This window comes from Stenotrophomonas sp. SXG-1 (assembly GCF_014083965.1).
Classification (GTDB): Bacteria; Pseudomonadota; Gammaproteobacteria; order Xanthomonadales; family Xanthomonadaceae; genus Stenotrophomonas; species Stenotrophomonas geniculata.
In genome coordinates, this window is record NZ_CP046588.1 from 2,326,803 (window position 1) to 2,352,208 (window position 25,406).

The following is a 25,406-nucleotide window of genomic DNA, read 5'->3' on the forward strand; positions in this document are numbered from 1 at the left end:
CTTACGGTTGGGCCGCCGGCGCCGCAGCGTTGGCACGCTCGACGAAGGCATTGGTGTAGGTCCTGGACAGATCGATGTTGGCCTTGGCCACATCCGTGTTGAACTCGCGCAGCACCTTCAGTGGGGTTTCCAGGTCGGCCGGCGTGAAGTGACCGTCCCGGGTAAAGATCGCGCGGGCGTTCTCCACCGCGCGGGCATAGGTGGCGCGGTCGCCGGAGACGTAGCTGTCCGGCAGGGCCGCGACGATCTCCTCGGCGCTGTTGTCGGCGATGAACTTCAGCGCCATCTGCTCGGCCCGGGCAATCTTCGCGGCCGCCTCCGGTCGCTTGTCCAGGAAGCTCTGGTTGGCGTACATCACCGAGGTCGGGTACAGGCCGCCATAGACCTGGCGGGCGCCGTCATCGCTGCGCGCGTCGAGGAGGATCTTCCCGACCTTGCGCTCGGTGATCAGGGTGGCGGCCGGGTCGTAGTTGACCAGCAGGTCGATCTTGCCCTGCTCCAGCGCGGCGACCGCTGCGGCGCCCGAGCCGACGCCGATCAGCGAGATGCTGTCGGCCGGAATATCATGCTGGGCGAGGAAGTGACGGACGAAGAAGTCTGACGAGGAGCCCGGTGCGGTAATGCCGACCTTCTGCCCCTTGATGGTCTCCGGGCGGGCCGGATCGAAGGTGGCATCCTCTCGGCCGGCCATCACCAGACCGGAGTTGCGCGAGAGCAGCACGAAGGCCACCACGTCCTTGCCCTTGGCCTGCATCTGGATGGTGTGGTCGTAGAAGCCGACGGCCACGTCGGTGGAATTGGCCACCAGCGCCTGCAGTACCTTGGAGCCGCCCTGGGCGAAGTTCTCGGTCTTCACTTCGAGACCGACATCCTTGAAATAGCCCTTTGCGTCGGCGATGAAGAACGGCAGGTTGTTGAGGTTGTAGGAGCCGACGCTGATGCGTACCGGTGCATTGTCACCACCGCCGGCGGATGCGCCTTCGGTGCGCCCGCTGTTGCTGCATCCGGCCGCGGCCAGACCAGCCGCGCACAGCGCGGCCATCAAGAACTGCTTGTACATCATCCCTCCCAGGAGTGAAGCATCTACGTTGTAATGGCGGGCATGCGTGTCTACGCCGGCCCGTCCGGGTTCAGATCATGCCGCTGACGTCCATTGGCGGGCTTGGGTGGCACTGGCCGTGGTGGGCGCGGGCGAAGTCGCGTACACGCGCCCCTCGAACAAGCGGCGCGCGGTGCGGACCACGCTGGCAATCACCGGCGAATCGCCCGAGCTGCGACTGAGGCCCACCTCCAGGGCCCCGCTCGGATGTTCGAGGGTAATGCGGCCGGGAACGGACAGGCATCCGACCAAAGTGTGGGCCAGCGTGCCCGGCGTAACGGCGGCGGTGGCCAGGCCAACGGCACCGGTAATGGCCAGCGCGGTGTGGCATTGATGCGGCATGAAATAGCGCACCTGCAGATCGCCCCCATGTTGCGGCGCCGACAGCAGCACCGGCTTCGGAATGACCTTGTTGCCGGCGTCGGCGATGCCCATGCGGGCGCCCGCCTCGATGCGCAGCGCTTCCAGCCGGCGCATGAATACCGCGTCCGCGTTCAGTTCGGCGGGCGGGGCATCGCCGCGCATGCCCAGGTCTTCGGCACGCACCAGCATCATCGGCATCGCGCAGTCCACCAGGCTGACCGGCACGCCATCAATGGTCTCCTGCGCGTGCCCGCTGGGCAGCAGCTTGCCGGTGCGGGCGCCCGCGGCATCAAGGAAGGAGAGCCTGACCGGCGAAGCCGAGCCCGGCGCGCCGGCAATGCGCGTGTCACCTCGGTACACCACGTTGCCGCCGGGCGTTTCCACCGTGGCGACGATCAGCTTGCCGGTGTTGACGTTGTGGATGCGCACCTCGGTCTGCGGATCCTGCGCCTGCACCAGCCCACGCTCGATGGCATACGGGCCTACGGCCGCCAGCATGTTGCCGCAGTTCGGCGAGGTATCCACCACCTGCTGCTCTACCCGTACCTGGGCGAACAGGTAGTCGACATCGGCGTCCGGACGGCTGGAGCGGTCGATGATCGCCACCTTGCTGGTCAGCGCGTTGCCTCCGCCGATGCCATCGATCTGCAGCGGATGCCCCGATCCCATCACTTCCAGCAGCAGGCGATCGCGTTCGGCGGTGTCCGCCGGCAGGTCGCTGGCCAGGAAGAACGGGCCCTTGGAGGTACCGCCGCGCATGAGAACGCAGGGAATGCTGAGCAGATCGTTGGACATACGTGTGCTAGATTGATGCGCGTAGGGGATGAATGACCCCTCTGTGATTCGATACTGGCATGACCCCAATTGATCTGTGAATTGCTGATTTTTGGATGAATGATACCCAATGAGCATCAATTGCGAAATCCTGGATCTGCGTGCGTTCCTGCTGGTGTCGGAGACCCGCAGCTTCCACCGCGCCGCGGAAATCCTGCACGTCTCCCAGCCAGCACTCAGCCGGCGTATCCAGAAACTGGAACAGGCGGTGGGGTCGCCGCTGCTGGAGCGCACCACGCGCAGCGTCAGTACCACCGCTGTCGGCGAGAACCTGCTGCCGCTGGTGCGCCGCATGCTGGAGGAATTCGATGGATCACTGTTCTCGCTGCGCGGCCGCGAAGACACCCGCGGCGCGACAGTGACCATCGCCTGCCTGCCGACGGCGGCGTTCTACTTCCTGCCCAGCGTGATGGCGCGTTTCCACGAAGCGCACCCGAACGTGCGCTTCCGCATTCTGGATATCCCGGCCACGGAGGGTCTGCAGGCAGTGGAACGTGGCGAAGTGGAGTTCGGCATCAACTTCATGGGCGCCAACGATCCGAATCTCGATTTCGACGTACTGGCAGAGGACCCGTTCGTGCTGGCGTGCCGTCGCGATCATCCGCTGGCGCGCAAGCGCAAGGTGGAATGGGCCGACCTGGCCGAGCACCAGTTGATCACCGTGCATCGCACCAGCGGCAACCGCACGCTGCTGGATGGTGCGCTGGCGCGCGAGAACCTCAAGTTGAGCTGGCACTACGAAGTGACCCACCTGTCGACGTCACTGGGCATGGTCGAGGCGGGCATCGGGGTGTCGGTGCTGCCGAAGATGGCTACGCCAGATGGGGATCACCCCACCCTGGTGACGCGCGCGATCGGCAACCCGGTGGTGTCACGCACGATCGGCATCGTCCGCCGCCGCGGCGCCCTGCTCTCGCCCACGGCGGAGCGATTCCTGCAGATGCTGATGAGCCAGTGGCGTGGGGAGGCGTGAGCAGCCCCGCAGTTCACGCACCCATCCGTTCCGGCACACTGGGCGCTGACAGGGTCGCCCTTCATGACGAGGCCGCGAAGATCGACGCAATACCTGCAAGCGATCCCACGGCCACCCATGAGAGCGTGGCGAATGCAGTCAGCAGTACCTTCCGGTGGACGGCCTGCGCTTCGTTCTGGGCCTCCGACCGTCGCGCATAGGGCCTGGAGAAACCCAGCAGTTCGCCGGTGACAGTCAACACCCCCATCAGGATCAGTGCGGTCACGCAGAAGCCGAACATGGAGCCTATGAAGGCCAAATGGCGGGTGTCGCCGATAGCCGGCTGAGTCCCGGCCAGGGCTTCCACAAGTTGCCCCGTCCACCGTGCGGGCAGCCAAGCCAGGGCTGCGACAATGCCGAAGTGACTGGCCACGTTGATCCAGAACCAGGATGTGGTCTTCATGACGTCAGCATTTCCGGTGTTGGCCAGTGGCGGGCATCGTGACGCCTGCGCCAGCCCCGCGCAACGCTGCATGGGGAAGCCGGCCAGCGGCCGGCACTACCAGATCAATCAGCCTGCGGTTTCCAGCCCCTTGCCTGCCGCATCCATCCGCAACGAGGCCAGGTACCGGGCGTACTTGCCGACGAAGATGCCAGTGAACCCGCCCGTCAGCAGCAGGTAGGCCGCACTGAAACCGGCATGGGAGGTCAGCGACGGCGACACCGCAAATGCGACTTCGAAGCCGTACTTCACCAGGAAGGTGACCAGCAGCAGCGGCAGCAGGCTGAAGTCCGCGCTGCGCCAGAGCTTGCCGGTGCTGCGATCCAGCGTCAGCTTCAATCGATTCAGCAGCAGCCAGGCAAGTGCCGCGCCCGTGGCTATGCCGGCAAGCCACTCGCTCCAGGCGGCCAGCGACGCGCCGAAGCGATGACTGATCGACCACGCGCCCCAGACGGCGAACAGCGCGGGCACGATCGCCAGTTTGTGCAGCGAGGTTTCTGCAGGCTTCATGGCGGCGATGCCACGGGTGACCAGGAAGGCCAGGAGCAGCCAGACCCAGATCGGCGTCTGCGAGGCGAGTTGCTGGAGCATGTTCATGAGCGGTCCCCTTGATGAGTGGTGGCTGAGTGGTGGCGAGGTGCCCTCGCATTGGCGCTCACTATTCGCTTCCGCCCGGGTTGCAGCCAGTGACAGCTGTCAGCCATCGCGGATGACCCGCCGGCATGCTGCGCGTCCCCGGCAGCTGTCGGGGTGGATTCACCCGGTGCACCCTGCGCGGGCCGGCCCTCAGTCCGCGCTACCATCACCACGACGCCGCTGCGAGCCACGTGCATGTACCACGACCCTGTTCGACGTCGCCTGTGTGCGGCGCTGCTGGCCACTGGCTTCGGCCTGTCAGCACCGTCGGCGCTGGCGAGCCGGGCGACGTTGGCGGGATGCGGTTCGCTGACCGCATTGCTGCAGGCCGAACGGCAGCCTGGCATGGCGGCCGTTCTGGTCGATCACGGGCGCATTGCCGCGCTGTGCACGACCGGGCGGCTCAATGACACCCGGCCTGCACCGATTGATCGCCATACCGTGTTCGAACTGGGGTCGATCACCAAGCTGTTCACGGCCCTGCTGATTTTCCGGCTCCAGCAGCGGCATCTGCTCGACGTCACCGCGCCCATCGGCCAGTACGTGGAAGGGTTGCCTTCCGCATGGGCATCCACTTCGCTGCTGCAGCTGCTGAGCCATACCTCAGGCATTCCCAACTATCTGAATGAAGAAAATTTCCTGCGGTTGATGCCGACGAATCCAGCCCCCCGTGAATTGCTCGCAGAGGTGGCCGAGCGGCCGCTGGCGTTTGCGCCCGGTGCGCGGCACGCCTATTCCAATACGAACTACATCCTGCTCGGCCTGGCCATAGAGCATGCAACCGGCATGGACTACTGGCGGGTTCTGCAGGAGGAGATACTGTCGCCGCTGGGCATGCGCGATGCGGGACCGCGTCGTGCAGGCGATCGGCGCCGGGTTGCCCAGGGGCGTCTGTTCCAGGATGGCCACTGGCGCGCACCACCGCCCACTGCTCCGGGCTCGGCATGGGCCGCCGGCGGCCTGCTCGCCAGCATCGACGACATGGCGCGCTTTGCTGTGGCGCTGGACCAGCATCGACTGTTGCCCGAGGCGGCCCTGAAGCGGATGTGGTGCGACACACTCCTCGCCAATGGCAGCAAGGCGGGCTGGGGGGCCGGCTGGGAAGTTTCCGATGGCGGAAAGGTAGTCGGCCATGGCGGCGGGACCGCAGGCTTTACCGGGTATCTCCGGCACCGTCCCACCGATCGAAGAACGCTCGTCGTACTGATCAATCGCGCCGGAGACATCAACCCGCAGGGCATTGCAGAGCGCCTCGACCTGGGCATGCGTCGCTGCAATGGGAGGCTTTCCAGGCCGGCGCCTTCGCTGGATCAACCCGGCACCCGGACAACGCGATCCATGCCATGACGCAGATCATCGGCGCTGGCTGATGGAAATGCGCCGCCGGTACTGCGCCACCCACTCCAGCGACGGCGCAACACCGCCGAACGGGAAGAAATGCGGGCTGACCTGGCCATGGGCGCGGGTCAGCCCCTTCACCAGGCGATCGACGAACACCTCCGGCCCTGCCGTGCCGAGCAGCCGGCCGATCGAGATGCCATACCGGGCCAGCATCGATGCACTGGCGCCCACGCCGCACATCGCGGCGTAGCGCAGCAGGCGAGAGACGCTGGCCGGGCCCGGCACGCCGACCAGCACCGGAACGCTGATGCCGCGCGCGCGCAGTGCATCCAGCCAGGCCAGCACGGCATCGGCATCGAAGGCGAACTGGGTGACGATCACAGGCGCCATGCGGCGCGCTTCGATGGCCTGGCACTTGCGTTCGAGTACCTGCCAGCGAGCGTCGCCGCTCATCGCCGGATGGCCTTCCGGATGCCCGCCGATACCTACGACCTTGATGCCGAAACGCTCAAGACGCCCGGTCTCGATGATCGAAGCACTGTCGGCAAACGGCCCGGCAGGCGTCGCGAGGTCACCGGCGATCAGCAGGCAGCGCTCCACCCCGGCTTCGCTGGTGGCGCGCTCCAGGAAGCGTTCAAGCGCTGTGCGTGACCCGATGCGCCGCGCGGAGAGATGCGGCATCGGCTCGAATCCGAGCGCGCGCACGGTGCGCACGGCGGCCAGGCGGGCGTCGTCATCCTCGCTGGCCAGCCAGGGAATGGAGATGACCGTACCGCGCGGGATCCGATCCGCCTCGGCGCGCAGCGCGGGCATGGCCTTCGCGCTGACTTCCAGTGAAAAGGCGTTGATGAAGGCTTCCGCGTGCGCTGAGGTACCGACCGGCATCAGCGCGCCTCGCGTGCATTGCCGGCAAGCGGCGAGCTGTTGCGGGCCAGTTCGATGAAGGCCTGCAGGTAGTCGATACCGGTATCGGCCTCGCGCGCGCCCAGGTAGATCTGCTTGGGGATGCCCTTGGCGCCCAGCCGTACGGGCACCACGTCCATGCGCGTGGCGTACTCCTCCACCAGCCAGCGCGGCATGGCAGCCACGCCGCGGCCGCTGGCCACCATCTGCATCATGATGTCGGTGGTTTCGATGGCCTTGTGGCGCCGCGGCGTGATGCCGGCCGGCAGCAGGAACTGGTTGTAGATGTCCAGGCGCTCGAACGGCACCGGATAACTGATCAGCACTTCCTGGCCGAGCTGGCGCGGTTTTACGTAGTCCACCTTGGCCAGGGCATGGTTCCCGGCCACCACCAGCACCTGCTCGTAGTCGAACACGGGAATGAACTTCAGGCCCGGCTTCAGCAGCGGGTCGGGGGTAACCAGCAGGTCGATCTCGTAGCCGAACAATGCGCCGATACCGCCGAACTGGAACTTCTGCTTGACGTCCACATCCACGTCCGGCCATGCCGCCAGGTAGGGCGAGACAATCTTCAGCAGCCACTGGTAGCAGGGATGGCACTCCATGCCGATGCGCAACGCGCCACGCTCGCCCTGCGCGAACTGGCGCAGTCGCTCCTCGGCCAGGTCCAGCTGCGGCAGCACCCGGTTGGCCACTGCCAGCAGGTACTGTCCGGCCTGGGTCAGCCGCAGGCTGCGACCCTCACGCAGCCAGACCTCGGTACCCAGCTGCTGCTCCAGCTTCTTCATGCTGTGGCTGAGCGCCGACTGGGTCAGGTTGAGCACGCCGGCGGCGGCGGTGAGCGAGCCCTGCTGCTCGACCTGCTGCACGATGCTGAGGTGGATGCGCTCCAGCATGACGATGAATCTCACTCATGGATAGGTGAAGTAATACCATTTTACGTCATGGAAAGGCATGACTAGGATCGGGTCATGCCTTCATCCCACCGCCCTCTCCGTATCGTCGCCGTGTCCGGCGGACTGCAGCGCCCCTCGCGGGCCACCCTCCTGGCCGAGCATCTGCTGGGCGTGATCGGCAACGACGTCCATTGCGAACACCATCTGATCGAGCTCGGCGAGCTCGCCCCGCAGCTGGCCGGCGCCCTGTGGCGCTCACAATTGCCCGAGGCTGTCGAGCGCCAGCTGCTTGCCGTCGAGCAGGCCGATGTCCTCGTGGTGAGCACACCGGTCTATCGCGGCTCGTACACGGGGCTGTTCAAGCATTTCTTCGACTTCATCCAGCAGGATGCGCTGGTCGACACCCCCATCCTGCTGGCCGCGACCGGCGGCAGCGAGCGCCATGCGCTGGTGATCGACCACCAGCTGCGGCCGCTCTTCAGCTTCTTCCAGGCCCGCACCCTGCCGCTGGGCGTCTATGCCACCGACCGCGATTTCGCCGACGGCCGCGTGCACAACGAACCGCTGATCGAGCGCGCTCGACTGGCGGTCCACCGAGCCATGCCACTGCTGGCCCTGGCCCGCCAGCCCGTCGCCGCCCTCGAGGCTGCCGCAGCACCCTGAATGCCGGATGCGCTCGCCCCGCATCCGGATGTCACCCCGCATCACGGAACGCCGCCCATGACGAACGACACCTTCACCTTCAGCATCACGCGCATCCCCTTCAACGAGGACTACCAGCCCGCCGAGGGCACGCGCATCACCACCAATTTCGCCAATCTGGCGCGCGGCGCTTCCCGGCGGGAAAACCTGCGCAACACCCTCAGCATGATCAACAACCGCTTCAACGACCTGGCGCACTGGGACAACCCGAGCGCCGATCGTTATGCCGTCGAGCTGGACATCATCTCGGTGGAGATGCACATCGACGGCGCCGACGGCAACGATCCGTTTCCGTTGATCGAGGTGCTGCAACCGACCATCGTCGACACGCGGACCGGCGCGCGTACCGAAGGCATCGTCGGCAACAATTTCTCGTCCTACGTGCGTGATTACGATTTCAGCGTGGTGCTGCCGGCCAGCAACGAGGGCAAGGCCACCTTCGGCATTCCGGAAGGCTTTGGCGACCTGCATGGCAAGCTGTTCAAGCACTTCCTGGAGTCTGACGCCTACCGTGCCAACTTCAGCAAGGGGCCGGTGATCTGCATCAGCGTATCCAGCAGCAAGACCTACCACCGCACCGAGAACCACCATCCGATCCTGGGCGTGGAATACCGCCAGGGCGAGTTCTCTCCCACTGACCAGTATTTCGACAAGATGGGCCTGCAGGTGCGCTACTTCATGCCACCGGGCAGCGTGGCGCCGCTTGCCTTCTACTTCCAGGGCGACCTGCTGGGGGATTACTCGAATCTGGAACTGATCGGCACCATCAGCACGATGGAAGCGTTCCAGAAGATCTACCGCCCGGAGATCTACAACGCCAACTCTGTGGCCGGCAAGGTCTACCAGCCCAGCCTGAAGCACCAGGACTATTCGTCCACCCGCATCGTCTACGACCGCGAAGAGCGCAGCCAGCTGGCGGTCAAGCAGGGCAAGTTCACCGAAGAACACTTCATCAAGCCGTATCGCGCCGTGCTTGAGCAGTGGGCTGCCCGCTGATCCATCGATTTTCCATTCGCCCCCAGGAAACAAGACGCAATGTCGACGAAGAAACTGCTCCCTACCTCCACCGCCGGCAGCCTGCCCAAGCCGTCCTGGCTGGCAGAACCCGAAAAGCTCTGGTCGCCCTGGAAGCTGCAGGACGAAGACCTGACTGAAGGCAAGCAGGATGCCCTGCGCCTGTCCCTGCAGGAACAGCAGCATGCCGGCATCGATATCGTCAGCGACGGCGAGCAGACCCGGCAGCACTTCGTCACCACCTTCATCGAACACCTCAGCGGCGTTGATTTCGAGAAGCGCGAGACCGTGCGCATCCGCAACCGCTACGATGCCAGCGTGCCGACCGTGGTCGGCGCCGTGAGCCGTCCGAAGCCGGTGTTCGTGGAGGATGCGAAGTTCCTGCGCCGGCAGACCACGCAGCCGATCAAGTGGGCACTGCCTGGCCCGATGACGATGATCGACACGCTGTACGACGCGCACTACAAGAGCCGTGAGAAGCTGGCCTGGGAATTCGCGAAGATCCTCAACGAGGAAGCAAAGGAGCTGGAAGCCGCTGGCGTGGACATCATCCAGTTCGACGAGCCGGCCTTCAACGTGTTCTTCGACGAAGTGAACGACTGGGGCGTAGCCGCGTTGGAGCGTGCGATCGAAGGACTGAAGTGCGAGACCGCCGTGCACATCTGCTACGGCTACGGCATCAAGGCCAACACCGACTGGAAGCAGACGCTGGGGTCGGAATGGCGGCAGTATGAAGAGTCGTTCCCCAAGCTGCAGACCTCCAACCTCGACATCATCTCGCTGGAATGCCACAACTCGCACGTACCGATCGACCTGATCGAGCTGGTGCGTGGCAAGAAAGTGATGGTCGGCGCCATCGACGTGGCGTCCAGCACGGTGGAGACCGCCGATGAAGTAGCCAACACCCTGCGCAAGGCCCTGCAGTTCGTGGATGCCGACAAGCTTTACCCGAGCACCAACTGCGGCATGGCGCCGCTGGCCCGTGAAGTGGCACGGGGCAAGCTGCGTGCGCTCAGCGAAGGGGCCCGGATCGTGCGTGAGGAGCTTTCGGTGTAGCCCTGGCTGGAGATGTGTTCCCGTTTCGGCGCGAGGAGGATGGAATCTGGCCGGGTACAGACCAGGCTCCACCTCGTCCCTGCACCTCGGGCCTGGCGGCCATCATGCGCGGCCTTGGTGTCAGCGCTTCCTTGATCCTCCCCATCTCCCCTGCCCCGGCTTCAGCCAGGCGCCGGGCCTGCTGCCGCTGCTCCCGCGTCAGCACCTGCGAGGGCACGGCGCCCGCGCCGGGCGCAACAGCCACCAACCGCGCCACCGCATCGCGCAGAGGCAACTGCGGGCAGAGCCGTGCAGCACACCAGCGCTCGGCGTAGCGCTTGGCCTGACGGGCGCTGGCGGCGGACACGACCTTGGCCTGTGACATCTTGCGTGCGTCCAGATACAGGCGGAACCCGAGCACGGCATGCGGCACGATACTGGCCACCGAACGGCCGTTCCACCACAGATCCCAGCGCTCGCCGCTTTGCACCCACCCGGATGGCCGGGAGGCGGTCATGCACGCAGGGAATTTGAACGAAGAAGAGGCCATGGCGGGAAGGATACGAACACCCGTCTCATGACTTGAGACCGGGCGAACACCTGCGCGGAAGGCTGCCCGGATGCACCATTAACGTGACGCATCACGCTCGATGATGCTTTCGATCCAGTTGAGGTAGCGGGACACGCGGACGTTGTAAACCACCTGGCCATAGAAGCCCGCCTCTAGCGCATGCTCGGGAACGGCGGTGATCCAGGAGCCGAGGCCCACCAGCTGCCAGGTCCCTTCCTTACTGATCAGCAGCGGGCCGCCGCTGTCGCCGTTGCCGAGCACGCCCTCAAGGGGAAGGCCCTGCGGAGGTGGATCGAACCGGTACCAGAGATAGCGCGTGTTGCCGCCGGTGATCGCGTTGCAGGCTCGCCGCAGCGTCGTACGATGCGACCCGCCGGGCGCCAGCCCCACGGCACCGTTGCCGGTGGCGCCTTTCCCTATCAGGGAGGCGACCTGCGTGACCTCGTCGGCGCCACGGTAGAGTGCGACCGGCGGCACACCGCTCACCGGGGCGGCAAGTCTGATCAGTGCAATGTCGTCCGACGCTGCCAGAAACGCATGGATTTTCGATGCGCTCCCGGTTGCCATCGCTTCCTTGCCCAGCGCCTCGGGCATCCTCCGGTAGCCGGGGTGCAGGAAGACACGCTCGACGCCGTAGCCCTTCCCATCGATGGTGATCGTGGCATCCATCCCCTCCATCGGCGCGGCATGCGCGGCAGTCAGCACCCACTGCGGTGCGATCAGGACGCCGTGCCCCTCGCCCGGCATGTCTGCAAGTGCCGGGAACACCGATGCGTCGATCCGGTACCTGGCATCGTCAACATCATCGCGGATGACCACGGCACCGGCGGCGAACGGGAGCGTGGCCAATGCCAGGAAAATCCAGCGGTTCATGATTGCTTTCATCCTTGCAGTTCAATCACAACAGCCTAGGGGATATCCCTGCAATACGGGGAGATCGTGCGACCACTCCCGGCGATGGCCGACGAACCCGGGGAAACGGGAGTTGAAGCCAGGTGGGCCATGCCCTACCTGCGGCCCCGATAGGGTTCGCAGCCCACGCCGTCATTGTCACGATCGAGGTGCGGGCCATACCCCGGATCACCACGCCGTACCGGCGCAACCCCGGCGGCGCGGGCCTCCGCGCAGTTGGCAAATGCCCGGGAACCGCGCGCGGGGGCAGGGGCGAAACTGCTGCGCGGAGTGTCGACGTATCGAGGGGCGGCTGGAGCGCCTCGATGGCAGTGATACTCACCTGTTTTCCGGTTGGTGTGGCAACCCTGCTTGTCGAGCCCGCCCGGATGCGCGAGCGCATTGGCGGACAGTGCCAGTGCGAGCATGCCGGATGCAGCCAATACGATGGAATCTCGGCGCCGGGTATCCATGCCTTCCCCCTGTCAGGCAATCCTGCCAAAGGGAAGGCTAGCATGGTGTCTCGACCGCCAGGCTTGACGCTGCAGCGGCGACCACTCAGCGCTGGTAGTCCTTCAGGAACAACCAGGTGATCAAGGTGGCATCCGGCCCCTTCGGGTCGGTGAATGGCAGGCCCGACTGGCTGCCGCTCCAGGCATGCCCCATGCCCTGCACCACATAGTGCTGGACCAGCGTCCTGCCGCCGTACGCGTAGGTGTCGACGGTATACGCGCGGCCGCCCGGCACCTGGCCGTGATAGGTGCTGGTGGGCACGTACTTCACCGAATCGTTGTCCATGCCGTCGTCGGCCAGGTCATTGGTCTGCAGGAACTGGCGCACGGCCTGCTGCCCGTTCACCGGGTTGACGGTGAGGTCGGCGCTGCCATGGAACACCAGCACCGGCAGCGGTCGCGGCGACGGCGAACCCGAACACTGCCATGCCAGGCGACCGTTGCTGTCCGGCGAGTAGATGCTGCCAGCCAACAGTGCGTAGGCGCTGCCGGAAATCGTGGTCGCGCCCTTGAACATGCCACCGGAATGGATGGCACCTGCGGCGAACACGTCCGAATAGCAGCCCAGCATGATCGAGGTCATCGCGCCGCCCGCCGAAATGCCGGTGACGTACACGCGATGCGGATCAACGCTGTAAGCCGCCTTCACCTTTTCCACGATGCCGGCCAGGAGCGAGGGCTCGCCACTGTCGCGTGCCTGGTTGATCGGCAGCTGCCAGTTCCAGCAGCGGGCCGGATTGGAGGTGACGTTCTGCCGCGGGTAGACCACGATGAAGCCTTCGGTGTCGGCCACATCGTTGAAGCCCGAGGCATCGCCCATCAGGTTCGGCCCGGTCACGCAGCCGTGCAGCACCAGCAGCAGAGGCAGCGGTTGTGTGTCGTCGTAGCCGGCGGGCACCCACACCTGGTATTCGCGGGCGCCGAACAGATTGCCGTACAGGCCAATGTCCCAATGCCCGGCCGGGCCTGCGGCAACGGCGCTGCCCGCCATCGCCAGCCAACTGCACAGTATCAGCAGTACAACCTTGATCGAATCGATTCCGGATTTCATGGCCAGATCCTCATGCGTGAGTCGTGGATGAAGGGGTACCGGGATGCGCTTCCGGCTGGGGGCGCGCCCAGTATCCGCATCCGGCGGCCGCTGCCGACTGGACCTAGGTCCACTCGCCGCTGCCCGATGACACCGCTAGCCTTGGCTGCAGGGGTGGCAATGGGCCATCTGCAAGCACCTGCCTGGGGGAGGACCGAATGAAACGGAATTGTTTGAGTCTCATGATCGGCGCGCTGCTGGCCTCCGGGCCGGTACTGGCACAGGAAGCGCCCCAGGCCACGCCGACGGTGAGCAGGACTGCATCACCCACCAACCTGGGCAGCATCAAGGTCACCGCACGCAAGCGCGAGGAAACCCTGCAGGAGGTGCCGGTTGCCGTCACTGCGTTTACCTCCGAGGCGCTGGACAAGATGAATGTCCAGGACATCAGCGACCTGGATGCGCAGGTGCCCAACCTGACCATCTACGCTGCCCGCGGCGCCAGCAGCACGGTCACCGCCTACATCCGTGGCATCGGCCAGTCCGATCCCACCTGGGGCGCCGATCCGGGCGTGGGCATCTACCTGGACGACGTCTATATCGCGCGTCCGCAGGGTGCGCTGCTGGATGTGTTCGATGTCTCGCGCATCGAGGTGCTGCGCGGCCCGCAGGGCACGCTGTATGGCAAGAACACCATCGGCGGCGCGATCAAGTACATCTCGCGCGGCCTGCCCACCCAGACCGAGGGCTTCGCCCAGATCACCGTGGGCAACTACAGCCAGCTGGATGCGAAGGCGGCCATCGGTGGCCCGATCGGCGGTGCCGACAGCGGCCTGCGCGCCCGTGTGGCGGTGGCCAGCATGAACCACGACGGGTTTGGCGAGAACACCTTCAACGGCCAGCCGGTCAGCGACAAGCAGATCAACGCGGCACGCCTGAACCTGGGCGCGTATGCGGGCGATGACTTCGACGTGCAGTTCGCACTGGACTGGATCGACGATCAGTCCGGCATGCGCGGCTCGAAGATGCTGGCGCCCAATCCGTTCCTGCGCGCCTACCCGCCGATGGACAGCCGCTATGACATCCGCTCGGGCATGCGCAACCTCAACAACGTGGAGAGCAAGGGCGCCTCGGCCACGGTGAACTGGCGGCCGAACGAAGACATCGCACTGAAGTACGTGATCGCCAAGCGTGAATCGGACAGCGAGGCCAACATCGACTTCGATACCGCGCCGGTCAAGCTCGCCGACGTGGGTGGCACCTACCACGACGACCAGGTCAGCAACGAAGTGCAGGTGAACTACGATGCCGGCGGCCGGATGCGCGGCGTGGTCGGCCTGTACCAGTTCAGCGGCGAAGCTGGCGGGCAGATCCAGAACAACTACTTCAGTGCCCAGTTCGCCGACAACCAGGGCAAGGTGCTGACCGACAGCATCGCGCTGTACGCGGACTGGACCTTCGACCTGACCAGCAGACTGAAGCTCGATGTCGGCGCCCGCTACACCGACGAGGACAAGCGCGCGATCGTGCTGAACCGCCTCTACGCCGACCCGGGCTTCAGCCGGCCGGTGGCGGTGACCGCCGATTTCGACAAGAAGACCAACTTCAAGAACGTCTCGCCCAAGGTCTCGCTGGACTACCAGATCACCCCGGACATCATGGTCTATGGCCTGGCGACGCGTGGCTTCAAGTCCGGTGGCTACAACATCCGTGCCAACGCGGTGGCGGTACCGCGCTCGGCGGAGCCGTTCGATGACGAGACCGTGGACAGCTACGAAGTCGGCAGCAAGATGGCCTTCCTCGACCAGCGCCTGTTCCTGAACCTGTCGGCGTTCTACAACAAGTACAAGGACATCCAGCTGTCGGTGTTCACCGGCCTGGATACCAACGGCGATGGCATCGACGATTCCTTCTTCGGCGACTTCACCAACGCCGGCGCCGGTACCGTCAAAGGCCTGGAAGTCGAGTATCAGTACCTGCCCAGCCAGCACTGGCTGATTTCCGGAAACCTGGCATGGCTGGATACCAAGTACGACGAGTACATGGACCGTGGCATCAACGTGGCCAGGCAGATGAAGTTCACCAATGCCCCGGAATTCTCTGGTGCGTTCAACGTGGAATACCGCACCGACCTGGCCAACGGCAGCAACCTGTCGGCACGGGTGAGCTACAGCTATCAGAGCGAGGTCTGGCCGACCACTGACCTGAGCCCGGTGATCCGACAGCAGGGTTACGGGCTGGTCAATGCCGGCGTCATCTGGCGCCTGGATGATGCGTGGACCTTCTCGCTGCAGGGCACCAACCTGGCCGACAAGGAATACCGCACCACCGGCTACAACATCCCGGCGGTCGGCACGCTGATTGGCTTCTATGGCCCACCGCGCCAATATAGCCTCAGCGTCCGTTACGATTTCTAGCGCATCCGTTACGATCTTCAGGAAGCTTCTGCATGACGCAGTCTTACGACGACCTGTACTGGAACAGCAATGATGGATTGCGCCTGCATGCGCGCGACCATGCACCCGATGCGGGGCAGGCAGCGCGTGGCACAGTGGTCTGCATTCCAGGACTGACCCGCAATGGTGCCGACTTCGATGCGCTTGCCGATGTACTCACCGCCGAGGGCTGGCGCGTGATCGCGGTCGACCTGCGTGGTCGTGCAGGCTCGGAACGCGCATATCACCCGTCCAGCTACAACCCGCGTGCCTATGCGGATGACATGGTTGCGTTGCTGCGCTCGCAGAACATCGACAAGGCGGTGTTCATCGGCACCTCGCTGGGCGTGCTGGTGACCATCACCCTCGCCTCGCGCGCGCCCGGGCGGATTTCCGGGGCGGTGCTCAACGATGCCGGCCCCAAGGTGCCACGCGAGGCGCTGGCACGGATCGGCAAGTACGCCGGCAAGCCGGTCCCGCCGATGGACCTGGTGCAGGCCACGGCCTACGTGGAATCCATCGGCAAGGCTGCGTTCCCGCGCTTCAGCACCGACGACTGGCGGCAGATGGCGGTGCGCACCTTCCGCCCGCGCAGCGATGGCCTGCTGGAACTGGACTACGACCCGGCAGTGATCCGTACTACCCGGCCATGGTTGCTGTGGCTGTTGCGTCCGCTGCTGTGGCGTGCGGTCCGCGGGCTGACCGCACGGGTGCCGGTGCTGGTGGTACGCGGTGCGCTGTCCGACATTCTGCCGGCCGATGTCGCGCGGCAGATGGCGGCCACCTCGGAAAGTGCCCGCCTGGTGGAGGTGCCCGATGTGGGGCACGCGCCGATGCTGTCCGAGCCAGAGGCGCGTGACGCGATCCTGACCTTGCTGGAGCGTGTGGCGTGAGTGCGGACAGCGACCTGCCTCCCGCCCTGCTGGCGTTGCAGCAGTGGGCCGCCAGTGAGCGGCTGAGTGGCGTGACCCGCGTGGACCAGGCGCGCATCGATGCTTTTGCCGACGCCACCGGCGACCACAACTGGATCCATGTCGATCCAGCGCGGGCGCAGGCGCAGATGCCGGGTGGGCAGACCATCGCACACGGCTTCCTGCTGCTCTCGCTGACGGTGGAGGACGATGTGGCCGCCCTCGCTGGCTTCCCCGGCATCGCCCATGTGCTCAACTACGGCTTGAACAAGGTCCGCTTCCTGGCGCCGGTGCCGAGCGGGTCCGAGGTGCGGGTACGCTCGCAGCTGGTGTCACTGGACGCGCGGCAGCCCGGCCAGTGGCTGCTGACCCAGCGCAAGGCCGTCGAGCGGGTCGCCGATGGCGAGCTGGCACTGGTCGCTGAGCAGCTGTCACTGATCGTGATCGCCTCCTAGCACCACCCTGCCCGCTTCTCTCCCTACACTGGAGCGATGTTGACGCCCTCCATCGTCCTCTTCGCCTGCATTGCATGGACCGCACTGCTGTTTGGCGTGGCGCTGTGGGGCGAGCGCCGCGGGCACCGGCTTTCGAAGGCCTGGCCGCTCATCTATGCACTGTCGCTGGCCGTGCACTGCACCGCGTGGACCTACTACGGTGCGGCCTCGCAGGGGCAGCAATGGGGTTTCCCCATTCCACCGACCCTGGCCGGCATGGCGCTGATCTTCGCGTTGGGCCTGCCGTTCCTGCTCCGCCTCGGGCGGCTGGCCAAGCAGCACAACAGTGCCACCATCGCCGATCTGGTCGTTGCACGACTGCGTGCCGATCGCGGCCTCGGCTTCACTATCACCCTGGTGGCGCTGTTCGGCATCATTCCCTACATCGCACTGCAGCTGAAAGCCGTCAGCCAGGGGCTGGGTGCCCTGCTGGGTGATCGGTTCGCGCCTGCCGGTGCGCAGCTGGACATGTCGTTCTGGTTCGCGCTGACGATGGCCGCGTTCACCCTGCTGTTCGGTGCACGCAAGGCCTCGGCTACCGAGCCCAACCGCGGCATCGTGGTCGCGCTGGGCCTGGAATCGGTGCTGAAACTGGTCGCACTGCTGGCCATTGGCCTGTATGCGGCGCTGTCCGTGCACAAAGCCGGCACGCCGCTGCTGGAAAAGATGGCGCAGATGCCGCCACCGGCCATCGTGCCGGACTATCTCACCATGGTCGCGCTGGGGGCGATCTCCGCGTTCACCCTGCCTCACCAGTTCCACGTCGGCGTGGTCGAGCTTCGCCAGACCTCGGACCTGAAGACGGCACGCTGGATGTTCCCGGTCTACCTGCTGCTGATCGGTCTGCCGTCGGTGCCGATGGCATTGGCCGGTGCCGCGCAGCTGCCGGCCTCGGTATCACCGGACCTGTACGTGCTGGCGCTGCCGCAGGCCGGTGGCCATCATCTGCTGGCGCTGCTGGCCTATCTGGGCAGCCTGAGCGCGGCCACGGGCATGATGATCCTGTCCGGGCTGACCCTGTCGATCATGCTTGGCAACCACGGATTCGGTTCGCGCCTGCTCGGCGGCATCGAGGGTGGCGTGGCCAACGCCGATCTGCGCCCGCGCGTGCTGGCGTTCCGCCGTGCCGGCATCCTCGCCGTGTTCCTGATGGCGTGGCTGTACAGCCGCGCGATGAGCGACACCGAGGCACTCAGCGATTTCGGCCTGATGTCCTTCACCGCTCTCTCGCAGCTGGCACCGGCAGTGCTGCTGGCGGTATATCGCCCGCGTACGCCCTCCGCGGCCATCATGGCCGGCATCGTGCTGGGCTCATTGGCCTGGCTGTGGCTGGTACTGCTGCCGATGGTGATCCCGGCCGCCACGCCATCGGTCGGCGCCGACGGGCTGCATTGGTTGTCGGTGGTCTCGCTGCGCGTGCAGCCGGGGCATATCGCCATCAGCATGGGGGCCAGCCTGGCGGTCAACCTGCTGGCCGTGGCACTGGTGTCGCGGGCCGTGCGTCCGTCATTGCCGCGGAGGCGGGATGCGGTGGCTGCGGCGTCCCTGCGCAGAACCGCCGGACGCTTCCTTGGCCAGGAGCGTGCGCGCCAGCTGCTGGAGGGCTACGCCGGGCAGATGCTGGATGACGACCGGGTCACCGCCGTCGAGCGTGAACTGACTGCCGTGGTCGGTGCAGGCATGGCACGACTTCTGGTCGAAGCCGCACGCGAAGGCGGCGCCGCGCCGCTGGATGCGGTGACCCGCGCCGTCGGCGAGGCCACCCAGGTGCTGCGCTTCAACCAGCGCCTGCTGGAAGCCGCGCTGGAGAACATGAGCCAGGGCATCAGCGTGGTCGATGCGCAGCTGCAGCTGGTGGCGTGGAACAGCCGCTACGCCGCGCTGTTCAAGTTCCCGCCTGAGCTGCTGCAGGTCGGGCAGCCGGTGGTCAACCTCACGGCATGGGCACTGGGGCAGCTGAAGATCGGCGATGGCCCCGGCGACACGCCGACCAAGGCATTGCAGCGCCGCGTCGCGCATATGCGCCGTGGCACGCCACACCTTTCCGAACGGATTTTCCCCGATGACACCATCGTCGAGATCCGCGGCAACCCGATGCCGGGCGGTGGCTATGTAGCCACATTCACCGATGTCACGGCGTTCCGCCGCGCGGAAGATGCGCTCAAGCGCAGTAATGAGAATCTGGAACGCCGGGTACAGGACCGCACCGCACGGCTGCAGCAGGCGGTACAGGAGGCCGAGCGCGCGAACGCGGCAAAAACGCGCTTCCTGACGGCGGTCGGCCATGATCTCATCCAGCCCATGCATGCGGCCCAGTTGCTGACCGAGGCGATGTCGCAGCACATCGAGTCCGAGTTCCTCGAAAGTTTCCTGCGGCAGATCCGCGGCGCATTGGATTCCACTGATGACCTGCTGTCCGGCCTACTGGATATCTCGCGACTGGAAGCCGGTGGGCTGGTGGCCGATCCGCGCCCCTTCGCGCTGTCGACCGTGCTCGATCCGCTTGCGCAGGAGTTCGCGGTGCTGGCGGCGGCGCGTGGCCTGCAGTTCCGCCACGTGCGGAGCCAGGCCTGGGTCCATAGCGACCCACTGCTGCTGCGCCGGGTGCTGCAGAACTTCCTGGCCAACGCCATTCGTTACACCCGCCATGGCGGTGTCTTGCTGGGTGCGCGCCGCCAGGGGCAGGCACTGATGATCGGCGTGCATGACACCGGCCCCGGCATTGCTCCGGAGCAGCAGGCGGTGGTGTTCGAGGAGTTCCACCGGATCGATCGCAGCAACGGGCAAGGACTGGGCCTGGGCTTGACCATCGCGCACCGAATCGCCGACCTGCTGCATGCACCCTTGCACCTGCGCAGCGTACCCGGGCATGGCTCGGCCTTCTCGATCAGCGTGCAACGGGCAGCACCCCCTGTGACCCCGCGCAGTCCACCACCGACGGGCGGCAGCAGCGCCCTGAAGGGAATTCGTGTACTGGTGGTGGACAACGACCCGGACGCACTGGCGGCGATGCGGCAGCTGCTGCATTCCTGGGGTTGCGATGTGATCGCGGCAGGCAACGCCGATGACATCGGACCCTCAGCGCACGAGGCGGCGCTGTGGCTGTTCGACTATCACCTGGATGATGGCGATACCGGTGTTGCGCTGTGGAAGCGGCTGGTGGGCATGCATGGGCCGCGGCCGACGGTGATCCTCAGTGCCGATACCGGCAGCGATACGCGCGAGGCGGTGCGTGGCGTTGGGCTGTCCCTGCTCAACAAGCCGTTCAAGCCGTTGGCGCTGCGCTGGGCGATCAACCACCTGCTGGCGACCACTGCCACGCCCTGACCCATCAGGGCTCGGGAATCTCTTCGATCTGCCGGGACGGATCGGCCAGTCCCATTTCGTGCAGCACGCGGATGGCCTGCGCGCGGTTGCGCACGCCCAGCCGCTCCATGATGCGTGTCATGTGCGCCTTGACCGTGCGCAGCTGTACGCCCAGCCGGTCGGCGATCTGCTTGTTGAGCAGGCCCTCGGCCACCAGCCCCAGCACCTTGTACTGATGTGCCGACAGGCTGGACAGGCGTGCGGCCAGGTCGGCATCCCTGCTGAACGGTGCCACCCGCGCCACCGGCTCGCGCAGCAACGCTGGAATCCAGCGCTCACCCTCCAGCACGGACTGCAGCGCGGACTGCAGTTCGTTCAAGCCCGAACTCTTGGGCAGGTAGCCTGCGGCGCCGAGGTCGATGGCACGCCGGATGACCTGCGGCTCCTCGTTGGCGGAGACGATGATGATCGCCAGGCCCGGCTGCAGGGCACGGATCGTGGCCAACCCGGCCAGCCCATGGTTGCCGGGCATGTGCAGGTCAAGCAGCATCAGGTCGATCGACTGGTTCTCGATCACCTCCAGCACGCCGTCCAGCGAATCAGCCTCGCTGATCTGCAGATCGGCGACCGCCTCTTCCGCCGCGCGATGCAGTGCCGCACGGAACAAGGGGTGATCATCGGCGATGAGCAGGGTTGGCATGTCCTGGCGAGATTATCAAATCGGCTGCGCGCGGGAACAGGTACCTAGGTACGCTGGTACAGCAGGAAGGGCTTGCTAGTGTGGGGCGGAGAAGGCCGGCGACCGCAACGCCGTCCACGAGGAAATGCCATGTCATCCGCCCCCACTCCCGATGCCCATGCCTATCCACTGCTGATCAAGCAGCTGCTGCTGATGCCGCTGGCGGTGAGCCCTGGACAGGAAATCGTCTACGGCGACCAGGTACGGTTCGATTACCGCACCCTGCACGCGCGCATCGGCCAGCTGGCAGGCCTGCTGACCTCGCTGGGAGTCGGCCACGGCGACACGGTGGCGGTGATGGACTGGGACAGCAACCGCTACCTGGAGGCCTACTTCGCGGTGCCGATGATCGGTGCGGTGCTGATGATGGTGAACGTGCGCCTGGCCCCCGAGCAGATCGCGTACACGCTGAACCACAGCGGCGCGCGGGCGATCCTGGCCAACCGCGAGTTCCTGCCGCTGCTGGACGCCATCGACGAGCAGCTGCCGGACCTGCGCACCCGCATTCTGCTGGACGATGCCGATGGCCCGCTGCCGCCAGGCTTCGCCACCGAGTACGAAACGGGCCTGCGTGATGCCACGCCGGTCGTCCGCTTCCCGGACTTCGACGAGAATGCCCGTGCCACGGTGTTCTACACCACCGGAACCACCGGGTTGCCCAAAGGGGTCTATTTCAGCCACCGGCAGCTGGTGCTGCATTCGCTGGCGGCGATGGCCGCGCTCGGCGGCGCCCCCCGCCAGGGCCGCCTGCACCGTGACGACGTCTACATGCCCATGACCCCGATGTTCCATGTGCACGCGTGGGGCCTGCCCTACGTGGCTACCGCGATGGGCATCAGGCAGGTCTATCCGGGGCGCTACCTGCCTGCGAAGCTGCTGGCGTTGATCGCGCGCGAAAAGGTGACCTTCTCGCACTGTGTGCCAACCATCCTGCACATGCTGCTGGAGCATCCGGACGCGGCGCAGACCGACCTGGAGGGCTGGAAGGTGATCATCGGCGGTGCGGCCCTGCCCCGTGCTCTGGCGCAGCGTGCACTGGCACGGGGCATCGACATCTTCGGCGGCTATGGCATGTCCGAGACCTGCCCTCTGCTCACCATCGCCCAGATCGACGTGGACAGCATGACCGATGCCGACGAGGTGCTGTCACTGCGCACCAAGGCCGGCACTCCGGTGCCGCTGGTGGACCTGCGCATTGTCGACCCGGACATGGGCGATGTCGTCCACGATGGCGTGGCCACCGGCGAAGTGGTGGCACGAGCCCCCTGGCTGACCCAGGGTTACCTGCACGATCCGGACGCTTCGGCAGCGCTGTGGGCGGGCGGCTACCTGCACACCGGCGACATCGGCAACATCGATGCAGGTGGCTACCTGCGCGTCACCGATCGCATCAAGGACGTGATCAAGACCGGTGGCGAATGGATCTCCTCGCTCGCGCTGGAAGACATCATCGCACTGCACCCGGCGGTCAGCGAGGTCGCGGTGATCGGTATCGCCGATGCGAAATGGGGCGAACGGCCGCTGCCACTGGTGGTCAGGCAGCCCGGCCGTGATGTGTCAGAGGCGGAGATCATCGAACTGGTCGCAGCGCGCAGCCGTTCCGGAGACATCTCACGCTATGCGATTCCGGAGCGTGTCAGCTTCGTGGATGCGATCGAGCGGACCAGCGTGGGCAAGATCAACAAGAAAAAACTGCGCGGGCTGCATGATCCGGGCGCTGGCACCGGCGGGCGCTGACGCCCTCTGCCGGCACGGCTCAACCGCGCGATGCCCCGCCCTGCAGCAACTGGACCCAGGCCTGGAATCCCTCCAGGAAGCGCTGCAGGCGCTTGCGCGTCGCCGCGTCGAAATCGTCCGCGTCATTGTTGTAGGCGGCCGCTGCTTCGGCCACATAGAGCTGTGGCGAGGCCATGGTCAATGCCCCCATGGCGGTCAGTGTATGGCGCAGCTGCGACTGTGCCAGTTTGGTGCCCCAGTGACCCGGCGTGGCGCCGATGATCGCCACCGGCTTGGCCGAAAGGACCGTGCGGTATTCGGCATCGTCGCGGGACAGCCAATCGAGCGTGTTCTTGAGTACGCCGGGCAGGGACTGGCTGTACTCCGGCGTGGCGATCAGCACGCCGTCAGCGGCTGCAATGGCCGCGCGCAGGCGCTTGACCCCGGCGGGACCGGCCGGGTCGGCGGCTTCCAGGTCTTCGTCGAACAGCGGAATATCGGCAATGGTGTCATGCACGGTCAGCAGCAGGCCCGCAGGCGCGGCGCCTGCTGCAGCCCTGACCAGGCGCCGGTTGTAACTGTTGCTGCGCAGGCTGCCGGCAAACGCCAGGATGTTCAGCGGTGGAGGGTTGTCGGACATGCGGGATTCCTGGAATGAGTCGGTGCGGGGTCACGGGCCAGGCATCGACAGCGCGGGAGGCACCGGGAACGGTCGCGCACAGCGTACCCCAGAAGCATCGCGCCCCAGCTGCAGGTGCAGGTGTCCGCCAGATCCCGTCAGCCCGTGGCCAGCACGATCACCTGGTCGGCTGCGGTCACCACGCTGCGGCGATGGGTGATGGCCACGATCGTGACATCACCGGTAAGCGCGCGGATATGGCCCATGATCTCGCGCTCGGTCGCCTCGTCCAGCGCCGAGCTGGCTTCATCCAGGAACAGGATGGCGGGCTCTCCGTAGAGTGCACGCGCAATGGCGATGCGCTGCCGTTCGCCGCCGGAAAGTTTCAGGCCGCGCTCGCCCACCGTGGTTTCAAAGCCCTCGGGCAGCGCGTCGATCAAGGCCAGGATCGACGCCCTGTGGGTCGCGCGGCGCAACCGGGTGTCGTCGCGCGGGCGCCCCAGCAGGATGTTGTCGGCCAGGCTCTCGTTGAGCAGGATGACATCCTGGGGAACGGCGGCGACGGCGGCGTGCCACGCGGCACGGTCGATGTCGGCCAGGTCGATGCCATCCACCAGGATGCGACCGTGCTGGGGCTCGATCGACTTCAGTGCCAGCTTGAACAGCGTCGACTTCCCTGCCCCGGTCTCCCCCATCAGGAAGTTGATGCCGCCGCGCCCGGCGTGGAAGGACGCATCCCGGACGCCGCGGCCATTGCCGTAGCGATGGCTGACATGCTGGAACTCGATCCGGCCGCATTCTCCGTGGAATCGGCCGGCGTTTGCTGCCTGCCGCTCTTCGGGTGCCGCCCACAGGGACGATAGCGGCGTCAGCAGCGTCCACGAACGGGCAACGTCATCGATCGAGCGCGCGATCATTTCAAAGGGCATGTTGAGCTGCAGCAACAGCAGGTTGAACAGCACGATATCGCCGACGCTCAGGTCACCGCTCTGATAGCGCGGGAGCAGCAGTGCGAAGGTGACGATGAACTCGACCGCCAGGCCGATGCCCAGCAGCGCGATGAAACCGATCCGCTGCAGCACGTACGCCCGCCAACTGTCGCGGACCTCCAGGGCCTTCTGCTCGAAGCGCTGGATCATCCACGCGCTGCCGCCGAACTGCCGCAGCGTCTCCATCGCGTTCATCGCATTGCCGACGAAGCGCGCATTCTGCTGGCCCGCTTCGACCGCCGCCTCACGATGGATCCGTGCTCGCCGCGTAGCGATGGCCGAGAGCGTGACGGCCACAGAACCGTAGCCCAGCACGATCGCCACCATCTGCAGGTTGATCAGCGCACCCAGTGTCAGCAGGGTCAGCAGGATCTGCAGTGCGCTGGGAATGAACACCACCAGGCCAAGCTGCACCACGATCTTCAGGGCGTTGCGGCCCTTCTCCCCGGCCACCTGCAGTTCGGCTGCGTTGTAATCCAGGAAGAAGCCGTGTGTCTTCTTCAGCAGCCGCGCGAAGTAGCGGGTGCTGGTGATGAAACCCAGGTTCTCGCCACTGAGGAACGACAGGTACTGCACGGTGTTCTGCAGGATGCTGGCGGCGCCGAGCATCACCGCGTAGAGCAGGAACCCTCCCGCCAGTTCACGGATGCCTTCCGTGCTGATGCGGTCGATCAGGCGCGAGAACAGGTACGGCGCTGCCACCGTGGCCAGACTGGAAAGCACGACGATGGCGGCGATCAACAGCAGCAGCCTGCGGTCCGCCTTCCAGTACGCGGTGAGGATCTCGGTGACCGGCGGCGGCAGCGCGAACATTCTCATCAGCGTCGGTCCGGCATCGGTGCAGTGGCTCCTGTGTGGCGGTGCGCCTGCCGTCGCCCCTCGGCACAGCAAGAGATCGTCGCGCATCTTAAATGAT

Annotated in this window: 23 protein-coding genes; 10 read left to right on the plus strand and 13 right to left on the minus strand. The window is 65.9% G+C overall.

The features are described 5' to 3' along the window. Position 1: 1 nt before the first annotated feature. Together GOC52_RS10730 and GOC52_RS10735 are read right to left on the minus strand one after the other, a co-directional pair. Positions 2 to 1,060, minus strand: coding sequence for an ABC transporter substrate-binding protein (locus tag GOC52_RS10730; RefSeq protein ID WP_049409879.1), 1,059 nt, complete (start codon positions 1,058 to 1,060; stop codon positions 2 to 4). A 75-nt stretch (positions 1,061 to 1,135) separates the two neighbouring features. Then, positions 1,136 to 2,257, minus strand: coding sequence for a 4-oxalomesaconate tautomerase (locus tag GOC52_RS10735; protein ID WP_191851443.1), 1,122 nt, complete (start codon positions 2,255 to 2,257; stop codon positions 1,136 to 1,138). A gap of 109 nt (positions 2,258 to 2,366) precedes the next feature. On the opposite strand from GOC52_RS10735, the gene GOC52_RS10740 reads away from it, so the two are divergent. Then, positions 2,367 to 3,269: a LysR family transcriptional regulator gene (locus GOC52_RS10740; protein ID WP_010485668.1), complete on the plus strand. Its 903-nt coding sequence runs from the start codon at positions 2,367 to 2,369 to the stop codon at positions 3,267 to 3,269. 61 nt (positions 3,270 to 3,330) lie between these two features. Here GOC52_RS10740 and GOC52_RS10745 read toward each other — a convergent pair whose 3' ends face one another. Then, positions 3,331 to 3,711: a hypothetical protein gene (locus tag GOC52_RS10745; RefSeq protein WP_019337724.1), complete on the minus strand. Its 381-nt coding sequence runs from the start codon at positions 3,709 to 3,711 to the stop codon at positions 3,331 to 3,333. 108 nt (positions 3,712 to 3,819) lie between these two features. Further along, a complete protein-coding gene (locus tag GOC52_RS10750) occupies positions 3,820 to 4,347 on the minus strand; it encodes a DUF6622 family protein (RefSeq protein ID WP_053443055.1) in 528 nt (175 codons plus the stop codon). Positions 4,348 to 4,581: 234 nt separating this feature from the next. On the opposite strand from GOC52_RS10750, the gene GOC52_RS10755 reads away from it, so the two are divergent. Beyond that, positions 4,582 to 5,733, plus strand: a complete 1,152-nt coding sequence (locus GOC52_RS10755) for a serine hydrolase domain-containing protein (protein WP_100050560.1) — start codon at positions 4,582 to 4,584, stop codon at positions 5,731 to 5,733. A gap of 6 nt (positions 5,734 to 5,739) precedes the next feature. Here GOC52_RS10755 and GOC52_RS10760 read toward each other — a convergent pair whose 3' ends face one another. Together GOC52_RS10760 and GOC52_RS10765 are read right to left on the minus strand one after the other, a co-directional pair. Continuing rightward, positions 5,740 to 6,612, minus strand: a complete 873-nt coding sequence (locus GOC52_RS10760) for a methylenetetrahydrofolate reductase (RefSeq protein ID WP_049481167.1) — start codon at positions 6,610 to 6,612, stop codon at positions 5,740 to 5,742. Further along, on the minus strand, positions 6,612 to 7,526 hold the full coding sequence (locus GOC52_RS10765) for a LysR family transcriptional regulator (protein WP_053443057.1): 915 nt from the start codon (positions 7,524 to 7,526) through the stop codon (positions 6,612 to 6,614). The genes GOC52_RS10760 and GOC52_RS10765 overlap by 1 nt, the downstream gene beginning before the upstream one ends. 75 nt (positions 7,527 to 7,601) lie before the next feature. Between GOC52_RS10765 and msuE the strand changes: the two genes are divergently transcribed. The 3 genes from msuE to GOC52_RS10780 are packed head-to-tail and all read left to right on the plus strand — an operon-like array spanning position 7,602 to position 10,298. Beyond that, complete coding sequence (gene msuE, locus GOC52_RS10770) at positions 7,602 to 8,189, plus strand: FMN reductase (protein ID WP_191849356.1); 588 nt, start codon at positions 7,602 to 7,604, stop codon at positions 8,187 to 8,189. Between the two features lie 57 nt (positions 8,190 to 8,246). Beyond that, on the plus strand, positions 8,247 to 9,224 hold the full coding sequence (locus GOC52_RS10775) for a DUF1852 domain-containing protein (protein WP_191849357.1): 978 nt from the start codon (positions 8,247 to 8,249) through the stop codon (positions 9,222 to 9,224). 39 nt (positions 9,225 to 9,263) lie between these two features. Beyond that, positions 9,264 to 10,298 carry a methionine synthase gene (locus GOC52_RS10780; protein WP_191849359.1) on the plus strand — a complete coding sequence of 345 codons (1,035 nt, stop codon included), beginning with the start codon at positions 9,264 to 9,266 and terminating at the stop codon, positions 10,296 to 10,298. Here the strand turns inward: GOC52_RS10780 and GOC52_RS20760 are convergent. The 4 genes from GOC52_RS20760 to GOC52_RS10795 all read right to left on the minus strand — a co-directional run bounded on the left by GOC52_RS20760 (position 10,255) and on the right by GOC52_RS10795 (position 13,302). Then, on the minus strand, positions 10,255 to 10,827 hold the full coding sequence (locus tag GOC52_RS20760; protein ID WP_238794387.1) for a hypothetical protein: 573 nt from the start codon (positions 10,825 to 10,827) through the stop codon (positions 10,255 to 10,257). The genes GOC52_RS10780 and GOC52_RS20760 overlap by 44 nt on opposite strands. Before the next feature lie 78 nt (positions 10,828 to 10,905). After that, positions 10,906 to 11,721 (minus strand): S1 family peptidase, encoded by an 816-nt coding sequence (locus tag GOC52_RS10785; protein ID WP_057504109.1) that lies wholly within the window; start codon positions 11,719 to 11,721, stop codon positions 10,906 to 10,908. A gap of 134 nt (positions 11,722 to 11,855) precedes the next feature. After that, a complete protein-coding gene (locus tag GOC52_RS20865; RefSeq protein WP_088479247.1) occupies positions 11,856 to 12,212 on the minus strand; it encodes an excalibur calcium-binding domain-containing protein in 357 nt (118 codons plus the stop codon). Between the two features lie 85 nt (positions 12,213 to 12,297). Then, positions 12,298 to 13,302 carry an extracellular catalytic domain type 1 short-chain-length polyhydroxyalkanoate depolymerase gene (locus GOC52_RS10795; protein WP_143993703.1) on the minus strand — a complete coding sequence of 335 codons (1,005 nt, stop codon included), beginning with the start codon at positions 13,300 to 13,302 and terminating at the stop codon, positions 12,298 to 12,300. A gap of 221 nt (positions 13,303 to 13,523) precedes the next feature. Here GOC52_RS10795 and GOC52_RS10800 point away from each other — a divergent pair, with 221 nt between their 5' ends. From GOC52_RS10800 to GOC52_RS10815, 4 genes are read left to right on the plus strand one after another with little or no spacing between them, the layout of a single operon-like run. Continuing rightward, positions 13,524 to 15,698, plus strand: a complete 2,175-nt coding sequence (locus GOC52_RS10800) for a TonB-dependent receptor (protein WP_191851445.1) — start codon at positions 13,524 to 13,526, stop codon at positions 15,696 to 15,698. 32 nt (positions 15,699 to 15,730) lie between these two features. After that, complete coding sequence (locus tag GOC52_RS10805; RefSeq protein ID WP_071305233.1) at positions 15,731 to 16,609, plus strand: alpha/beta fold hydrolase; 879 nt, start codon at positions 15,731 to 15,733, stop codon at positions 16,607 to 16,609. Further along, a complete protein-coding gene (locus GOC52_RS10810; RefSeq protein WP_191849361.1) occupies positions 16,606 to 17,082 on the plus strand; it encodes a MaoC family dehydratase in 477 nt (158 codons plus the stop codon). Before GOC52_RS10805 ends, GOC52_RS10810 begins: the two co-directional genes overlap by 4 nt. A gap of 36 nt (positions 17,083 to 17,118) precedes the next feature. Continuing rightward, positions 17,119 to 20,448 (plus strand): hybrid sensor histidine kinase/response regulator, encoded by a 3,330-nt coding sequence (locus GOC52_RS10815; protein ID WP_191849363.1) that lies wholly within the window; start codon positions 17,119 to 17,121, stop codon positions 20,446 to 20,448. A 4-nt stretch (positions 20,449 to 20,452) separates the two neighbouring features. Here GOC52_RS10815 and GOC52_RS10820 read toward each other — a convergent pair whose 3' ends face one another. Further along, positions 20,453 to 21,127, minus strand: a complete 675-nt coding sequence (locus GOC52_RS10820; RefSeq protein WP_053443065.1) for a response regulator transcription factor — start codon at positions 21,125 to 21,127, stop codon at positions 20,453 to 20,455. Between the two features lie 129 nt (positions 21,128 to 21,256). Here GOC52_RS10820 and GOC52_RS10825 point away from each other — a divergent pair, with 129 nt between their 5' ends. Further along, complete coding sequence (locus GOC52_RS10825) at positions 21,257 to 22,903, plus strand: fatty acid--CoA ligase (protein WP_191849365.1); 1,647 nt, start codon at positions 21,257 to 21,259, stop codon at positions 22,901 to 22,903. 19 nt (positions 22,904 to 22,922) lie between these two features. Here GOC52_RS10825 and GOC52_RS10830 read toward each other — a convergent pair whose 3' ends face one another. Both GOC52_RS10830 and GOC52_RS10835 read right to left on the minus strand, forming a co-directional pair. Continuing rightward, entirely contained in the window at positions 22,923 to 23,522 is a 600-nt protein-coding gene (locus GOC52_RS10830; RefSeq protein WP_191849367.1) for an NADPH-dependent FMN reductase, read from the minus strand. A 137-nt stretch (positions 23,523 to 23,659) separates the two neighbouring features. Then, positions 23,660 to 25,309, minus strand: coding sequence for an ABC transporter ATP-binding protein (locus GOC52_RS10835; RefSeq protein ID WP_238794388.1), 1,650 nt, complete (start codon positions 25,307 to 25,309; stop codon positions 23,660 to 23,662). Positions 25,310 to 25,406 lie beyond the last annotated feature (97 nt).

Excerpts from the sequence above, each read along its gene's own strand:
- GOC52_RS20865 (WP_088479247.1), bottom strand. The coding sequence starts at position 12,212 with ATGGATACCCGGCGCCGAGATTCCATCGTATTGGCTGCATCCGGCATG.
- msuE (WP_191849356.1), top strand. The coding sequence starts at position 7,602 with ATGCCTTCATCCCACCGCCCTCTCCGTATCGTCGCCGTGTCCGGCGGA.
- GOC52_RS10735 (WP_191851443.1), bottom strand. The coding sequence starts at position 2,257 with ATGTCCAACGATCTGCTCAGCATTCCCTGCGTTCTCATGCGCGGCGGT.
- GOC52_RS10785 (WP_057504109.1), bottom strand. The coding sequence starts at position 11,721 with ATGAACCGCTGGATTTTCCTGGCATTGGCCACGCTCCCGTTCGCCGCC.
- GOC52_RS10830 (WP_191849367.1), bottom strand. The coding sequence starts at position 23,522 with ATGTCCGACAACCCTCCACCGCTGAACATCCTGGCGTTTGCCGGCAGC.
- GOC52_RS10815 (WP_191849363.1), top strand. The coding sequence starts at position 17,119 with ATGTTGACGCCCTCCATCGTCCTCTTCGCCTGCATTGCATGGACCGCA.
- GOC52_RS10730 (WP_049409879.1), bottom strand. The coding sequence starts at position 1,060 with ATGTACAAGCAGTTCTTGATGGCCGCGCTGTGCGCGGCTGGTCTGGCC.
- GOC52_RS10775 (WP_191849357.1), top strand. The coding sequence starts at position 8,247 with ATGACGAACGACACCTTCACCTTCAGCATCACGCGCATCCCCTTCAAC.
- GOC52_RS10820 (WP_053443065.1), bottom strand. The coding sequence starts at position 21,127 with ATGCCAACCCTGCTCATCGCCGATGATCACCCCTTGTTCCGTGCGGCA.
- GOC52_RS10750 (WP_053443055.1), bottom strand. The coding sequence starts at position 4,347 with ATGAACATGCTCCAGCAACTCGCCTCGCAGACGCCGATCTGGGTCTGG.
- GOC52_RS10760 (WP_049481167.1), bottom strand. The coding sequence starts at position 6,612 with ATGCCGGTCGGTACCTCAGCGCACGCGGAAGCCTTCATCAACGCCTTT.
- GOC52_RS10800 (WP_191851445.1), top strand. The coding sequence starts at position 13,524 with ATGATCGGCGCGCTGCTGGCCTCCGGGCCGGTACTGGCACAGGAAGCG.
- GOC52_RS10835 (WP_238794388.1), bottom strand. The coding sequence starts at position 25,309 with ATGAGAATGTTCGCGCTGCCGCCGCCGGTCACCGAGATCCTCACCGCG.
- GOC52_RS10780 (WP_191849359.1), top strand. The coding sequence starts at position 9,264 with ATGTCGACGAAGAAACTGCTCCCTACCTCCACCGCCGGCAGCCTGCCC.
- GOC52_RS10740 (WP_010485668.1), top strand. The coding sequence starts at position 2,367 with ATGAGCATCAATTGCGAAATCCTGGATCTGCGTGCGTTCCTGCTGGTG.
- GOC52_RS10745 (WP_019337724.1), bottom strand. The coding sequence starts at position 3,711 with ATGAAGACCACATCCTGGTTCTGGATCAACGTGGCCAGTCACTTCGGC.
- GOC52_RS10805 (WP_071305233.1), top strand. The coding sequence starts at position 15,731 with ATGACGCAGTCTTACGACGACCTGTACTGGAACAGCAATGATGGATTG.
- GOC52_RS10795 (WP_143993703.1), bottom strand. The coding sequence starts at position 13,302 with ATGAAATCCGGAATCGATTCGATCAAGGTTGTACTGCTGATACTGTGC.
- GOC52_RS20760 (WP_238794387.1), bottom strand. The coding sequence starts at position 10,827 with ATGGCCTCTTCTTCGTTCAAATTCCCTGCGTGCATGACCGCCTCCCGG.
- GOC52_RS10755 (WP_100050560.1), top strand. The coding sequence starts at position 4,582 with ATGTACCACGACCCTGTTCGACGTCGCCTGTGTGCGGCGCTGCTGGCC.
- GOC52_RS10765 (WP_053443057.1), bottom strand. The coding sequence starts at position 7,526 with ATGCTGGAGCGCATCCACCTCAGCATCGTGCAGCAGGTCGAGCAGCAG.
- GOC52_RS10825 (WP_191849365.1), top strand. The coding sequence starts at position 21,257 with ATGTCATCCGCCCCCACTCCCGATGCCCATGCCTATCCACTGCTGATC.